This window comes from Ottowia sp. SB7-C50 (assembly GCF_033110285.1).
Lineage (GTDB): Bacteria > Pseudomonadota > Gammaproteobacteria > Burkholderiales > Burkholderiaceae_C > Ottowia.
The window spans coordinates 2,920,314-2,935,306 of sequence record NZ_CP136995.1 but is presented as its reverse complement, the minus strand read 5'-3'; the positions used below and the strand labels follow the sequence as shown (position 1 = coordinate 2,935,306).

Here is a 14,993-nt window from a genome sequence, read left to right as displayed (position 1 = left end):
CGTTCATGTCAATACTGAACTTTTTTCTCGACAAACCGGAACTGAAACACCGTCAGCACGATGACGATGACCATCAGCACCACCGACTGTGCGGCCGAGCCGCCCATGTCCATGGCCTTGAAGCCGTCGTAGTACACCTTGTAGACCAGGATGGAGGTTTCCTTGCCCGGGCCGCCGTGCGTGGCCGCGTCGACGATGGCGAAGGTGTCGAAGAAGGCGTAGATCACGTTCATCACCAGCAGGAAGAACGTGGTGGGCGACAGCAGCGGGAATACGATGGTCCAGAAGCGCCGCCAGGGCGTCGCGCCGTCGATGGTGGCGGCTTCGATCACCGCGTTGGGAATCGACTGCAGCCCCGCCAAGAAGAACAGGAAGTTGTATGAAATCTGCTTCCACACGGCGGCCATCACGATCAGCGCCATGGCGTGCGTGCCATTCAGCAGGTGGTTCCATTGAAAGCCCATGGCCTGCAGCAGGTACGACACCACGCCCCAGGGCGAGGCGAACATCATCAGCCACAGCACGCCCGCCACCACCGGCGCCACGGCGTAGGGCCAGATCAGCAGCGTCTTGTAGAAACCCGCGCCGCGCACCACGCGGTTGGCCATCACCGCCAGCAGCAGCGCCACGCTGATGCCGATGACGGCGACCAGCACCGAGAACAGCGCCGTGATCTTGAAGGAGTCCAGATAGGCCGGGTCGCTGAACAGGCGCTGGAAGTTGGCCAGCCCGACAAATTCACTGGACGTGCCGAACGCGTCTTCCTGCAACACGCTCTGGTAAAGCGCCTGCCCCGCCGGCCAGAAGAAGAACACCAGCACGATGGCCATCTGCGGGGCCACCAGCAGCCACGGCAGCCAGGCCGATTTGAAGCGAACGCGCTTTTCCATGGACGGCCATCATAGCGGCAGGCCGTGGCGATCAGGGGCAGTGCCTACCCGGATGCGGCGCGTGGTGGCGGCGCGGCGCGCGTCGCCTCATTCGCTATATAAATCGTAGCTGATGCGCTTTTATCAGTCAGCGTCAGCGGCTGTTTTACCGCGAAAAATTCAATGGGCGACGAGCGTGGCGTCTTCCGGGTGCCGCTGGATGTAGCCGGCCACAAAGCTGCAGCTGGGAATCACCTTGCGGCCCGCGCCGCCGATGTCGTCCAGCGCAAACCGGGCCAGCGTGCTGCCCACGCCCTTGCCGTCGTGGCCGGGCTGGACGACGGTGTGCGGCAGCTCCATGGCGTCGCCACGCTCGCGGTATTCCAGCGTGCCGATGACCTGGCCGTTCTCGACGGCCTCATAGCGATGGCGCTCGGCATTCTTTTGCACTTGGATCATTTCTTGCCCCAGGGGTTGATGGTGGTGGTTCCGGCGGCGCGAAAGCCGCAATCGTCGTGTGAGTCGTCGCAGAACGGCTTGTTCTGGCTGGCGCCGCAGCGGCACAGGGCGGCGCGCGTGTCTTCCACCACGCCGCGGCGGGTGGCGATGCGCAGCGCGCCGCGCAGAAACAGCGGGCCATTGGGGCGCGGCTCGACGGTGGTCGGCTCGGGCTTTTCCGCCGGGCCGTTGTCCAGCACGTAATGCAGCGCGCCGCTCGGGCAGCGGCGCACCACTTCGATCAGCTGGCGCAGGGTCGCTTCGTCCGGCTTGATCCACGGCTTGCGGTCGGGGTCGAACACGGCGGGCAGGCCGTGCACGCAGGCGCGAAAGTGGATGCAGCGCTTGCCGTCGAAATACACGGTGATGCCCGGCGCCGTGTAGGCCTTGCCGGCGGGCTGCGTGACGGATTTTGGCGTGGCGGCGGTCTTGCGGGCCATGGCTATGCGTCGATGAAAAACAATGTCGCCAAGGCTACGGGCGCGCAGGCGCTGCGCCTGTCAGACAAGCACGCAACAAAATGCCCGCCGGGCGCGGACCACGGCGGGCATGGGCAGGTGTGACGCGCGGCGCGGGCCGCGCGGTGGTCGGGCGATCAGCCGCGGTTGGCTTTCTGGAAGCGCTCCAGCTGCTCGTTGCCGCGCTTGACCACGGCGTCCAGTGCGTCCTTGGCGCTCTTCTTGCCGGCCCACACGCCTTCCATCTCCTCGTCGACGATGGTGCGGATCTGCACGAAGTTGCCCAGGCGCACGCCGCGCGACTTGTCGGTGGTCTTGCGCACCATCTGCGTCACGGCCACGTCGGCGCCGGGGTTCTTCTTGTAGAAGCCGGACTTCTCGGTCAGGTCGAACGAGGCCTTGGTGACGGGCAGGTAACCCGTGCGCTGGTGGCTGGCCGCGGCGACTTCAGGCTTGCTCAGGTAGGCGAAGAACTGGCCGATGCCCTTGTACTCGTCGGGCTTCTTGCCCGCCATGGCCCACAGGCTGGCGCCGCCGATCACGGTGTTCTGCGGCGAGCCCGGCACGTCTGGGTAGTAGGGCAGGGTGCCGATCCCGTAGCCGAACTTGGCGTTGCGCACCACGTTGCCGTACAGGCCGGACGAGCCGGTCATCATGGCGCATTCGCCCGACACGAAGGTGGCGTCGGCCGCGTTGTTGCGGCCCTTGTAGACGAACAGGCCCTGCTTGGCCATGTTGCCCAGGTTTTCCATGTGGCGCACGTGCAGCGGCGTGTTGACCGCCAGGCGCGTGCCCAGGCCGCCGAAGCCGTTGTTTTGCGTCGAGAACAGCACGTTGTGCCAGGCGCTGAAGCTTTCCAGCTGTGTCCAGCTGACCCAGCTGGTGGTGAAGGGGCACTTGTGGCCGGCGGCCTTCAGCTTGGCGGCGGCGGACGCCACTTCAGGCCAGGTCGTCGGCGGCTTTTCCGGGTTCAGGCCGGCGGCCTTGAACGCGTCCTTGTTGTAGTGGAACACGGTGGTCGAGCTGTTGAAGGGGAAGCTCAGCATCTGCCCGTTGGGGGCCGTGTAGTAGCCCGCCACGGCCGGGATGTAGGCACCCTGGTCGAAGCTGACGCCGGCTTCCTTCATCACCTCGCCCACCGGCTTGATGGCGCCCTTGCTGGCCATCATGGTGGCGGTGCCGACTTCGAACACCTGCAGGATGTGCGGCGCATTGCCGGCGCGGAAGGCGGCAATGGCGGCGGTCATCGACTCGTCGTAGCTGCCCTTGAAGGTGGGCACGATCTTGTACTGCGACTGGCTGGCGTTGAATTCCTTGGCCAGGTCGTTCACCCACTCGCCCAGGGCGCCGCCCATCGAATGCCACCACTGGATCTCGGTCTGCGCGTGGGCGGGAAAGGCGACGAGCGCGGCCGCGGCCGTGACGGCGCCGGCGGCAAATTGACGAATCGACATAACGATGGTTCCTCTTTTCGAAAAGCCTGAACAATGGGGAAAGCGGCAGCATGGCAGCGCTGTGTGACACCGCAGTGTCACGCCAACGTCATTTTGGGGGCAGGCACGGGTTTTTCACGCCCACGCGGCTCAGGGATTTCCCGCTCGCGGGCCGATGGCCCGGCCCGCGGTGCGTGCTTTGCCGGCCCGGCCGCGCCGAATGCTGCACCGCAGTAAAATTGCCGGCCAGCCGGACGTCATTTCACGGCATGCCGCCGCTTGTCCCACCAGAGCGCCGCGCTGGGCCACGCCGCTCATGAACGCACCGCTCCCGACCTCCACCCTGCTGGCCGCGCACCCCGCGGCCCCGCGCCTGCGCGAGATTCCCTACAACTACACCAGCTTCTCCGACCGCGAGATCGTGCTGCGCCTGCTGGGCGCGCGGGCGTGGGAGATCCTGGAACAGCTGCGCGGCGAACGCCACACCGGCCGCTCGTCGCGCATGCTGTACGAGGTGCTGGGCGACATCTGGGTCGTGCGGCGCAACCCCTATTTGCAGGACGACCTGCTCGACAACCCGCGCCGCCAGCGCATGCTGGTCGAGGCGCTGCAACACCGCCTGCAGGAAGTCGAAAAGCGCCGCACGCCCAGCGAGGACGCCGCGCGCGACGCCATGGTGGGCGAGCTGCTGGTGTCGGCGCGGCGGGTGGTCGAGGCGTTTGACCGCTCTTTCGGCAAGGTGACCGAGTTGCGCCGGCGCGCCGCCAAGGCGCTGGGCAAATACACGCACAAGGACAACATCAAGTTCGACGGCCTGTCGCGCGTCAGCCACGTGACCGACGCGACGGACTGGCGCGTCGAGTTTCCGCTGGTGGTGCTGACGCCCGACACCGAGGAAGAAATGGCCGGCCTCGTCAAGGCCTGCATCGAGCTGGGCCTGACCATCATTCCGCGAGGCGGCGGCACCGGCTACACCGGCGGCGCCATTCCGCTGGACTGGAAGACGGCCGTCATCAATACCGAAAAGCTGATCACCCTAGGCAAGGTCGAGCGCATCGCGCTGCCGGGCGTCGAGGGTGAGGTGCCCACCATCCACACCGAAGCCGGCGTGGTCACGCAGCGCGTGGCCGACGCGGCCGAAGCTGCTGGCCTGGTGTTTGCCTGTGACCCGACCAGCGCCGAGGCGTCGTGCATCGGCGGCAACATTGCCATGAACGCGGGCGGCAAGAAGGCCGTGCTGTGGGGCACGGCGCTCGACAACCTGGCCAGCTGGCGCATGGTGACGCCCGACGCGGGTTGGCTGGAGGTCACCCGCATCGGCCACAACCTGGGCAAGATCCACGATGCCGAGGTCGCCAGCTTTGAGCTGAAGTATTTCGACGCCAGCGGCAAGAAGCTGATCAAGACGGAGCGACTGGACATCCCCGGCGCCACCTTCCGCAAGGAAGGGCTGGGCAAGGACGTCACCGACAAGTTCCTCGCCGGCCTGCCGGGCGTGCAGAAGGAAGGCTGCGACGGCCTGATCACCAGCGCGCGCTGGGTGCTGCACCGCATGCCGGAGCACACGCGCACCGTGTGCCTCGAATTCTTTGGCCACGCCAAGGACGCGGTGCCCAGCATCGTCGAGATCAAGGACTTCATGTTTGCCGAGCAAAAACGCTCGGGCGTGCTGCTGGCCGGGCTGGAGCACCTGGACGACCGCTACCTGCGCGCCGTCGGCTACAGCACCAAATCCAAGCGCGGCGGCCTGCCCAAGATGGTGCTGATCGGCGACATCGCCGGCGACGACCCCGACGCGGTGGCCCGCGCCACCAGCGAGGTGGTGCGCATCGCCAATTCGCGCTCGGGCGAAGGCTTCATTGCCGTCGCCGCCGACGCGCGCAAGAAGTTCTGGGCCGACCGCAAGAAGACGGCCGCCATCAGCCGCCATACCAACGCCTTCAAGATCAACGAAGACGTGGTGATTCCGCTGCCGCGCATGGCCGAATACACCGACGGCATCGAGCGCATCAACATCGAACTGAGCCTGCGCAACAAGATCGAGCTGGCCGACGAGCTGGAAGCCTTCCTGACGCGCGGCCCGCTGCCGCTCAAGCAGGTGCCGGACGGCTCGGTGTTCGGCTCGCCCGAACTGCTGGGCGAGAAGGTGCAGCAGGCGCTGGAAGTGGTGCGCGAAGTGCGCGCGCTGTGGCAGGGCTGGTTGCAGGGCATCGACACGCTGTTTCCGCAGCTGCAGGACCACAGCCTGCGTGCCAGCTGGAAGACCCAGATCCGCGCGCCGCTGCAGGACATCTTCACCGGTAGCGACTTCGAGCCGATGATGAAGGCGCTGGGCGACGTGCAGCAGCGTGTGCTGAAAGGCCGTGTCTGGATCGCCCTGCACATGCACGCGGGCGACGGCAACGTGCACACCAACATCCCCGTGCACAGCGACAACTACGCCATGCTGCAGACCGCGCACGAGGCGGTGGACCGCGTGATGGCGCTGGCGCGCAGCCTGGACGGCGTGATCTCGGGCGAGCACGGCATCGGCATCACCAAGCTCGAATACCTGACCGACGCCGAGATCGAGCCCTTTGCCGACTACAAGCGCCGCATCGACCCGCAAGGCCACTTCAACCGCGGCAAGCTGCTACGAAATAAAGAGCTGCCTGCGCACCCTGGGCGCCGGCTGCGGGCCGATCTGAGCAATGCCTACACGCCCAGCTTCGGCTTGATGGGGCACGAATCCATCATCCTGCAGCAGAGCGACATTGGCGCCATTGCCGATTCGATCAAGGACTGCCTGCGCTGCGGCAAGTGCAAGCCCGACTGCAGCACCCACGTGCCGCGCGCCAACCTGCTGTACAGCCCGCGCAACAAGATTTTGGCGACCTCGCTGCTGGTTGAAGCGTTTTTGTACGAGGAGCAAACGCGCCGCGGCGTCAGCCTGCGCCACTGGGAGGAATTCGAGGACGTGGCCGACCACTGCACGGTGTGCCACAAGTGCTACGCGCCGTGCCCGGTGAAGATCGACTTCGGCGACGTCACCATGAACATGCGCAACCTGCTGCGCAAGATGGACAAGAAGAGCGTGCGGCCGGGCAACAAGGCGGCGATGTTCTTTTTGAACGCGACCGACCCCACGGTCATCAACGTCACCCGCGCGGCGATGACCGGCGTGGCCTTCAAGGCGCAGCGCGCGGCGGTCGATTTCTTCAAGGTCGCGGGCCGGCACCAGACCAAGCACCCGCCCGCCACCGTCGGCAAGCCGCCGCTGCGCGAAGAAATCATCCACTTCGTCAACAAGAAGCTGCCCGGCGGCCTGCCGACGCGCACGGCGCGCGCGCTGCTCGACATCGAGGACCGCGCCTACGTGCCCGTCATCCGCGACCCGAAGGCCACCACGGTGGATTCAGAGGCGGTGTTCTACTTTCCCGGCTGCGGGTCCGAGCGCCTGTTCAGCCAGGTGGGCCTGGCCACGCAGGCCATGCTGTGGCATGCCGGCGTGCAGACCGTGCTGCCGCCGGGCTATGTGTGCTGCGGCTACCCGCAGCGCGGCAGCGGCCAGTTTGACGTGGCCGAAAAGATGATCACCGACAACCGCGTGCTGTTCCACCGGGTCTCGACCACGCTCAACTACCTCGACATCAAGACGGTGGTGGTGAGCTGCGGCACCTGCTACGACCAGATTTCGGGCTATGAATTCGAGAGCATCTTCCCCGGCTGCCGGATCATCGACATCCACGAATTCCTGCTCGAAAAAGGCATCACCTTGCCGGCGGCCGACCAGGGCGCGTACCTCTACCACGAACCCTGCCATAACCCCATGAAGCTGCAGGACTCGACCACCACCGTGAAGGCGCTGGTGGGCGACAACGTGCTCAAGAACAACCGCTGCTGCGGCGAAAGCGGCACGCTGGGCGTGACGCGCCCGGACATCGCCACGCAGGTGCGCTTCCGCAAGGAAGAGGAAATCCGCAAGGGCGCGGCGCAATTGCGTGCCGACGGCGTGGTGGGCGAAAAGGCCAACGTGAAGATCCTCACCAGCTGCCCCAGCTGCCTGCAGGGCCTGAAACGCTACGAGGACGACCTGAAGAACGGCCTGCTCGAAGCCGACTACATCGTGGTCGAGATGGCGCGCCACATCCTGGGCGAGAACTGGATGCGCGAGTACGTGGACCGGGCCAACGCGGGCGGCATCGAGCGGGTGCTGGTGTAGGGCGGGCACCTGTGCCCGCGGTTCGGCAGGGCGCCCGCGTAGAGCGCGCCGACCTTACAGATCGTCCGGATGCTGGACGATTTCGCCCGCCTGCGCTGGCCCTGCCTGCGCGTCCTGCTCCCGATTGAATAGCGTCCAGGTGGCCACGAACAGCGCCGCGATCACCGGCCCGATGACGAAGCCGTTGACGCCGAAGGCCGAAATGCCGCCGATGGTGGACAAAAGCACCACGTAGTCCGGCAGCTTGGTGTCCTTGCCGACCAGGATGGGGCGCAGCAGGTTGTCGACCATGCCGATGACCAACGTGCCCCAGGCGATCAGGCCCACGCCCTGCCAGGTGGCGCCGGTGGCGATCAGGTAAATGGCGACGGGCGCCCAGATGAGGGCGGCGCCCACGGCGGGCACCAGCGACAGCAGGGCCATCAGCGCGCCCCACAGCACCGCGCCGTGAATGCCCAGCACCCACAGCGCCAACCCGCCCAGGAAGCCCTGCACCATGGCCACCACGATGCTGCCCTTGACGGTGGCGCGCACCACGGTGGCGAACTTGCGCGACAGGTCTTCCGTCATGTCCGGCGCCAGCGGCACGTGGTCGCGCAGCAGCCGCGCCAGCGTCTGGCCGTCGCGCAGCAGAAAGAACAGCAGGTACAGCATGATGGCCAGGTTGACCACCAGCATCAGGGTGTTCTGGCCGATCTGCAGCGCGCGCGTCGCCACTTCCTGCCCGCCCTGGGTCAGCGCGCCCGACAGCTTGTCGAGCACGTCGCGCACGTTCAGCACGCCAAAGCGGCCCGCCAGATCGGTCAGCCAGACCGGCAGGGCGTTCAGGATCTGCTGGTAGTAGCCGCGGAAGTCGATGTCGCCCGCGCGCACGCGCTGGCTGAAGGTGGCGATCTCGTTCACCATGGCGCCGCCCACCAGCACCATGGGCACCACCACCAGCAGCAGGATGAAGGCCAGCGTCAGCAGGGCGGCCAGCGTGTCGCGTCCGCGCAGCGCCACGCGCAGGCGACGGAACATGCCGTGAAACAGCAGCGCGAACACGATGGCCCAGAACACCGCGCCGAAGAAAGGGGCCAGCACGCCGAAAAACGCCAGCGTGACGGCGGCCAGCAGCACCAGGAAGAAGGCGCGCTGAATGGCGGGGGTGTTCATGGGCTGGGCACTATACCGGAGCGTTTCGGCGCGCCGGCGGCGATGCGGGCACAATCGGTGCATCCAGGCTCATCGGCCCCTGCGGCCACGGAAATCACATCATGGCTCGTGCGCACGGCGCCTATCCCAACGATCCTCCCACGTCACTCACGGTGCACGGCAAGTCGCGCGTGCTGGAGCTGAGCTTTCCCGACGGGGCCAGCTTTCGCCTGCCGTTCGAGCTGATGCGCGTGTTTTCGCCTTCGGCCGAGGTGCAGGGCCACGGCCCGGGGCAGGAAGTGCTGCAGACCGGCAAACGGCACATCGACATCACCGCGCTGGCGCCGGTGGGCAACTACGCCGTGCAGCCCACGTTTTCGGACGGCCACGACAGCGGCATCTTCACCTGGGAATATCTGTACCAGTTGGGCGCCGAGCAGGATCGGCGCTGGGCCGACTACGAACAGCGCCTGGCCGACGCCGGCGTCGACCGCGACGCGCCGATGGCGCAGAAAGCGGGCGGCGGCTGCGGGCACCACCATTGACCGGATGGCGGTGTCGCTACAAATGTGATAGCTGAATGCGCTGTCTGCACAAGCGCTGAAGGCGGATTTGAATCAAAATTTTCAGGGTGCAGCGGGCCCGCCACCACCGGCCGCTGCGCTTGAGTCCAGGATCGAAGCACCCATGGCCACCACGCATTTCGGATACCAGTCGGTCGACGAGCAGGACAAGGCGCGCCGCGTGCGCGGCGTGTTCGATTCGGTCGCCGGCAAGTACGACCTGATGAACGACCTGATGTCGGGCGGCCTGCACCGGGTGTGGAAGGCCTACACCGTCATGGTCGCCAACGCCCAGCCGGGCCAGCGCGTGCTGGACATCGCGGGCGGCACGGGCGATCTGGCCCTGGCCTTCAGCAAGAAAGTGGGCGACAGCGGCGAGGTGGTGCACACCGACATCAACGAAGCCATGCTGCGCACCGGGCGCGACCGGCTGCTGGACGCCGGCGTGGTGCTGCCCACCACCGTGTGCGACGCCGAGAAGCTGCCGTTCCCGTCGGGCCATTTCGACCTGGTCACCGTCGCCTTCGGCCTGCGCAACATGACGCACAAGGACGCTGCCCTGCGCGAGATGGCCCGCGTGCTGAAGGACGGCGGCAAGCTGCTGGTGCTGGAGTTTTCGCAGGTCGCCCGGCCGCTGCGCAAGGCCTACGACGTGTATTCGTTCAGCGTGCTGCCGCGCCTTGGCCGGCTGGTGGCCGGCGACGCCGACAGCTACCGCTACCTGGCCGAATCCATCCGCATGCACCCCAATCAGGTGGAACTAAAAGCGCTGATGCAGTCCAACGGGTTCGGCCATGTGGACTATCACAACCTGACAGGTGGGGTTGTTGCTCTTCACGTGGGCATCAAATGCGGCTAGCCTTGAGCTTCAGGTTCGCGCCCCCAGTTAACTCAACACTTTCAGAGGACAGACCAGGATGACCATCAAGCACATCGTTTCGCGTCTCTTCACGCTGCTGCTGGCAGTCGTGCTGGTCGGCGCCTTCACCTTCGACGCCGAGGCCCGGCGCCTGGGCGGCGGCAAGTCGATGGGCCGCCAGTCCAGCAACGTGACCCAGCGCGAGGCGGTGCGCACGCCGCCCGCCACGCCGGCCACCCAAGCCAACCCGGCCACGCAAGCGGCGCCTGCCGCAGCCGGGGCCGCTGGCACCGCCGCCGCGGGCGCGGCTGCGCGCAAGCCCTGGGGCGCCATGATCGGCGGCCTGGCGGCCGGCCTGGGCTTGGCCTGGCTGGCGCATTCGCTGGGTCTGGGCGCGGCGTTTGGCAACATCCTGCTCTTCCTGCTGCTGGGCGTGGTGATCATGGCCGTCATCGGCATGGTGCGCCGCTCGCGCAGCGGTGGGCAGGCCAGCGGCAACCTGGCCTATCAGGGCGCTGGCGCTGCGGCCAATCCGGTCACGCCGCGCCAGTACAGCCCCACCAAGGTCGGCAACGACGCCTCGGCCCGTCCGTGGGAAAGCCAGGCCGCGCATTTCGACACCGGCGCGGCGGCGGCCGGCGGCTCGATGATCGGGTCGGCGCTGCAGGGCTCGCAGAACTGGGGTGTGCCGGCGGACTTCGACGTCACCGGCTTCACCGACGCGGCCAAGCGCAACTTCATTGCCCTGCAGGACGCCTGGGACCGTTCGGACATCCCGACCCTGCGCGCCATGATGACCAACGACATGCTGGCCGAAATCCAGTCGCAGCTGGCCGAGCGCGAGCGCAACGCGCCGGGCCAGCCCAGCAAGACGGACGTGGTCATGCTCGAAGCGCAGCTGCTGGGCATCGAGGAACTGGACGACATGTACATGGCCAGCGTCGAATTCAGCGGCATGATCCGCGAAGACGCCTCGGCCGGCCCCAACCCGTTCCGCGAGGTCTGGAACATGACCAAGCCCAAGAACGGTCGCGGCGGCTGGCTGGTGGCAGGGGTGCAGGCCCTGCAGTGATGAATGGCCGGGCGCCACGGCGCCCGGTGCCGCATGGCCGCGCAGCCCGATTCGCCTTCGGGGCTTTCAGCGGTCAGCCCAAGGCGCCCTTGAGGGGCGCCTTTTTCATGGGGCGGGGGTGCTGCCGCATCGCCCCGCACCCTCCGCGCGCCGGCGCATGCCTTTGTCATGAATAATCGCGGGTTATGGTCGCATCCTCACCCTTTTCGCGACTTGCTGACGCGGTCGGCGAGTTCACCCGCAACCTCCGGCCGCCTGCCTGGCTGGTGGACGAGGCACAGCACCGCATGGTGCTGTTCATCAACCACGTGCTGATGCAGGAGCCCGAGGCGCAGGCGCGGCTGGCGCGGCAGAAGGGCCGCGTGGTGCGCCTGCAGTGGCGCGACTTCGCGATGCAACTGGCGGCCACGCCCGCCGGTCTGTGCGAACTGGCGCCGGCGGCCACGCCCGATCTGCTGCTCACGGTCACCGACACTTCGCCGCTGGATCTGGCCAAGAACGCCTTGCAGGGCGAGCGGCCCGGCGTGCGCATCGAAGGCGATGTGCAGTTTGCTGCCGAAATGAACTGGCTGGTGGACCACGTGCGCTGGGATACCGAGGAAGACCTGTCGCGCCTCATCGGCGACGCCCCGGCGCATGCCGTGGCCAAGGCTGGCCGCGCCGTGGCCGATGGCCTGCGCAAGTTCGTTGCCAGCCTTCCGGCCCAGCGCGGGGCGCGCGGCGAATGAAACCCTCCTTTGTGCCATGCCGCGCGCGGGAGGGCGGGCAGTGAGGCGTGTCCTGCGTGCCGCCTACATCGTCTGGATCTCGCTGCGCTATGGCCTCGATGAACTGATCCTGACCAGCTTCCGGCACCCGGCGCTGAGCCTGGCGGCGCGCGTGGCGTCGGTCGGGCGCGACCTGTCGGCGCCGCGCGGGCAGCGGCTGCGCGAGGCGCTGCAGAAGCTGGGCCCGATCTTCGTCAAGTTCGGCCAGGTGCTGTCGACCCGGCGCGACCTGCTGCCGGCCGACGTGGCGGACGAGCTGGCCTTGCTGCAGGACCGCGTGCCGCCTTTTCCCGGCGAGCAGGCCGTGGCCACCATCGAGCGCGCGTTCGGCCAGCCGGTCGACACCCTGTTCACCAGCTTCGACCGCACGCCGGTCGCCAGTGCGTCCATTGCCCAGGTGCATTTCGCCACCATGCTCGACCGCAACGGGCGCGAACGCGAGGTCGCGGTCAAGGTGCTGCGGCCGGGCATGCTCAAGGTGATCGGGCAGGACCTGGCCCTGATCCGCATGATGGCGGCCTGGGTGGAGCGCCTGGCGCCCGACGGCAAGCGCCTGAAGCCGCGGGAGGTGGCGGCCGAGTTCGACAAGTACCTGCACGACGAGCTGGACCTGGTGCGCGAGGCCGCCAGTGCCGCGCAACTGCGCCGCAACATGGCCGGGCTGGACCTGGTGATGATCCCGGAAATGTTCTGGGACATGATCCGCCCCGAAGTGCTGGTGATGGAGCGCATGAAGGGCATTCCCGTCGGCCAGATCGAGCGCCTGCGCGAAGCCGGCGTGGACATTCCCAAGCTGGCGCGCGACGGCGTCACCATCTTCTTCACTCAGGTGTTCCGCGACGGCTTCTTCCACGCCGACATGCACCCGGGCAACATCATGGTCAGCGTCGATCCGGCGACGTTCGGGCGCTACGTATCGCTGGACTTTGGCATCGTCGGCACGCTGACGCAGGTCGACAAGGAATACCTGGCGCAGAACTTTGCCGCTTTCTTCCGGCGCGACTACAAGCGCGTGGCCGAATTGCACGTCGAAAGCGGCTGGGTGCCGCCCGACACGCGCGTCGACGAGCTGGAAGCCGGCATCCGCAGCGTGTGCGAGCCGTACTTCGACCGGCCGCTGAAGGACATCTCGCTCGGCATGGTGCTGCTGCGGCTGTTCCAGATCTCGCGCCGCTTCAACGTCGTCATCCAGCCGCAACTGGTGCTGCTGCAGAAGACCCTGCTGAACGTGGAAGGCCTGGGGCGCCAGCTGGACCCGGAACTGGACTTGTGGGCCACCGCCAAGCCCTTCCTCGAGACGTGGATGCATGAACAGATCGGGCCGCGGCGGCTGTGGCGCGAACTGAAGGAGCAGTCGCCCTATTACGCCAAAATGCTGCCCGATCTGCCGCGCCTGTTGCACGGCTACCTGCAGCAGCGCCCGCTGGACGACCTGCGCGCCGACCTGGCCGAACTGGTGCGCCAGCAGCGCCATACCAACCGGCTGTTGCAGAAGATCGTCTACGGCGGCATCGGCTTCCTGCTGGGCCTGATCGTGATGCAGATCGTCGTGCGCGTGCGCCTTTTCTGAACGAGGAGAACATGAACATCACCCTGATGGTTTTCGTCATCGCCTATCTGCTGGGCACCCTGGCCATTGGCGTCTGGGCGGGCACGCGGATCAAGACCACCACCGACTTCGCGCTGGCGGGCCGCAACCTGCCGTTCATCATGATCGTGACGACGACCTTCGCGACGTGGTTCGGCGCCGAGACCGTGATGGGCGTGCCGGCCAAGTTCGTTCAGGGCGGCCTGGGCGCCATCGTCGAAGACCCGTTTGGCGCCGGCACCTGCCTGATCCTGGTGGGTGCCTTCTTTGCGGCCAAGCTGTACCGCATGAACCTGCTGACCATCGGCGACTTCTACCGCCAGCGCTATGGCAAGGGGGTCGAGGTGTTCTGCTCGGTGGCCATCATCCTGAGCTACCTGGGCTGGGTGGCGGCGCAGATCACGGCCCTGGGCCTGGTGTTCAACGTGCTCACGGGCGGCGCGATGTCCGAAAGCACGGGCATGGTCATCGGCACCCTGGCGGTGCTGGTGTACGTGATGGTTGGCGGTTTCCTGGCCGTGGCGTGGACGGACTTCATCCAGATGATCGTGCTGGTGGTCGGCCTGTCCGTGATCGCGATTTTTTCGGCCGATCTGGCCGGGGGCGCGGGGCAGGTGATGAACCTCGTCACGCAGCAGGACATGCTGCGCTTCTTCCCCGAGCCGACCTTCAAGGACATTGCCTTCTTCATCGCCGCCGGCATCACCATGATGCTGGGCAGCATTCCGCAACAGGACGTGTTCCAGCGCGTGATGTCGGCCAAGGATGCGCGCACCGCGCAGAGCGGCGCCATCATTGGCGGCGCGGCCTACATCCTGTTTGCCTTTGTGCCCATGTTCATCGTCACTGCGGCCGTGGTGGTGATGGGCGACCGTGCGGTGCAGCTGGTGCACAACGACTACCAGAAGCTGCTGCCGGCCTTCATCATGGGCCACATGCCGCTGGTGATGCAGATCCTGTTCTTCGGCGCGCTGCTGTCGGCGATCAAGAGCACGTCGTCGGCCACGCTGCTGGCGCCCTCGACCAGCTTCGTTGAGAACATCCTGGGCAACCTCTACCCCTCGATGAGCGACCGCCAGCGCCTGGTGGCCATGCGCGTCAGCATCCTGGTGTTCTCGCTCAGCGTGCTGGCCTATGCGATTGCGATGCGCGGTACCTCCATCTACGAGCTGGTGTCGTCGGCCTACCAGGTCACGCTGGTGGCGGCCTTCGTGCCGCTGCTGATGGGGCTGTACTGGAGTCGCGCCACCACGCAGGGCGCCGTGCTGGCCATTCTGCTGGGCGTGGGCACGTGGGTGCTGTTCTTCCCGGGCGTGACGCGCCTGGGCGACGCCTTCCCCGGTCAGCTGGCCGGTTTGCTGATGGCCTTTGTGGGCATGCTGGTCGGTTCGCTGGCGCCGCAGTGGATTCCTGACCACCACGCGCACACGCGCCGCCTGGCGCCGCGGTACGACCAGGCCTGACCAGGCCGGTGGGGCACCCCGTCAGGCCAGGCGCGCCGGCGGCCCCGGCTTTTATAATGAGCGGTTTTGCGCGCGCTGCGCCGCTGCC

Annotated in this window: 12 protein-coding genes; 7 read left to right on the top strand and 5 right to left on the bottom strand. The window is 66.9% G+C overall.

Annotated features, from left to right (window positions below):
- Window positions 1-8: 8 nt before the first annotated feature.
- From ugpA to ugpB, 4 genes are all read right to left on the bottom strand, one after another.
- The gene (gene ugpA, locus R0D99_RS14045) at window positions 9-890 is read right to left on the bottom strand and encodes a sn-glycerol-3-phosphate ABC transporter permease UgpA (RefSeq protein WP_317748785.1); all 882 of its coding nucleotides are present in this window, start codon (window positions 888-890) and stop codon (window positions 9-11) included.
- Between the two features lie 159 nt (window positions 891-1,049).
- On the bottom strand, window positions 1,050-1,328 hold the full coding sequence (locus R0D99_RS14040; protein ID WP_323805927.1) for a GNAT family N-acetyltransferase: 279 nt from the start codon (window positions 1,326-1,328) through the stop codon (window positions 1,050-1,052).
- On the bottom strand, window positions 1,325-1,807 hold the full coding sequence (locus R0D99_RS14035; RefSeq protein ID WP_317748783.1) for a (4Fe-4S)-binding protein: 483 nt from the start codon (window positions 1,805-1,807) through the stop codon (window positions 1,325-1,327). The genes R0D99_RS14040 and R0D99_RS14035 overlap by 4 nt, the downstream gene beginning before the upstream one ends.
- A gap of 155 nt (window positions 1,808-1,962) precedes the next feature.
- Complete coding sequence (gene ugpB, locus R0D99_RS14030) at window positions 1,963-3,279, bottom strand: sn-glycerol-3-phosphate ABC transporter substrate-binding protein UgpB (protein ID WP_317748782.1); 1,317 nt, start codon at window positions 3,277-3,279, stop codon at window positions 1,963-1,965.
- A 295-nt stretch (window positions 3,280-3,574) separates the two neighbouring features.
- Here ugpB and R0D99_RS14025 point away from each other — a divergent pair, with 295 nt between their 5' ends.
- The gene (locus R0D99_RS14025; RefSeq protein WP_317748781.1) at window positions 3,575-7,459 is read left to right on the top strand and encodes an FAD/FMN-binding oxidoreductase; all 3,885 of its coding nucleotides are present in this window, start codon (window positions 3,575-3,577) and stop codon (window positions 7,457-7,459) included.
- A 54-nt stretch (window positions 7,460-7,513) separates the two neighbouring features.
- On the opposite strand, the gene R0D99_RS14020 is transcribed toward R0D99_RS14025, so the two are convergent.
- Window positions 7,514-8,614 carry an AI-2E family transporter gene (locus tag R0D99_RS14020; RefSeq protein ID WP_317748780.1) on the bottom strand — a complete coding sequence of 367 codons (1,101 nt, stop codon included), beginning with the start codon at window positions 8,612-8,614 and terminating at the stop codon, window positions 7,514-7,516.
- 101 nt (window positions 8,615-8,715) lie between these two features.
- Here R0D99_RS14020 and R0D99_RS14015 point away from each other — a divergent pair, with 101 nt between their 5' ends.
- From R0D99_RS14015 to R0D99_RS13990, 6 genes are all read left to right on the top strand, one after another.
- Complete coding sequence (locus R0D99_RS14015) at window positions 8,716-9,138, top strand: DUF971 domain-containing protein (protein ID WP_317748779.1); 423 nt, start codon at window positions 8,716-8,718, stop codon at window positions 9,136-9,138.
- A 142-nt stretch (window positions 9,139-9,280) separates the two neighbouring features.
- Window positions 9,281-10,015, top strand: coding sequence for a bifunctional demethylmenaquinone methyltransferase/2-methoxy-6-polyprenyl-1,4-benzoquinol methylase UbiE (ubiE, locus tag R0D99_RS14010; RefSeq protein ID WP_317748778.1), 735 nt, complete (start codon window positions 9,281-9,283; stop codon window positions 10,013-10,015).
- 58 nt (window positions 10,016-10,073) lie between these two features.
- Complete coding sequence (locus R0D99_RS14005) at window positions 10,074-11,087, top strand: Tim44-like domain-containing protein (RefSeq protein WP_317748776.1); 1,014 nt, start codon at window positions 10,074-10,076, stop codon at window positions 11,085-11,087.
- A 185-nt stretch (window positions 11,088-11,272) separates the two neighbouring features.
- On the top strand, window positions 11,273-11,815 hold the full coding sequence (locus tag R0D99_RS14000) for a hypothetical protein (protein ID WP_317748775.1): 543 nt from the start codon (window positions 11,273-11,275) through the stop codon (window positions 11,813-11,815).
- Window positions 11,816-11,855: 40 nt separating this feature from the next.
- Entirely contained in the window at window positions 11,856-13,424 is a 1,569-nt protein-coding gene (ubiB, locus tag R0D99_RS13995; protein WP_317748774.1) for a ubiquinone biosynthesis regulatory protein kinase UbiB, read from the top strand.
- Between the two features lie 11 nt (window positions 13,425-13,435).
- Entirely contained in the window at window positions 13,436-14,905 is a 1,470-nt protein-coding gene (locus R0D99_RS13990; protein WP_317748773.1) for a sodium:solute symporter family protein, read from the top strand.
- Window positions 14,906-14,993: the final 88 nt, after the last annotated feature.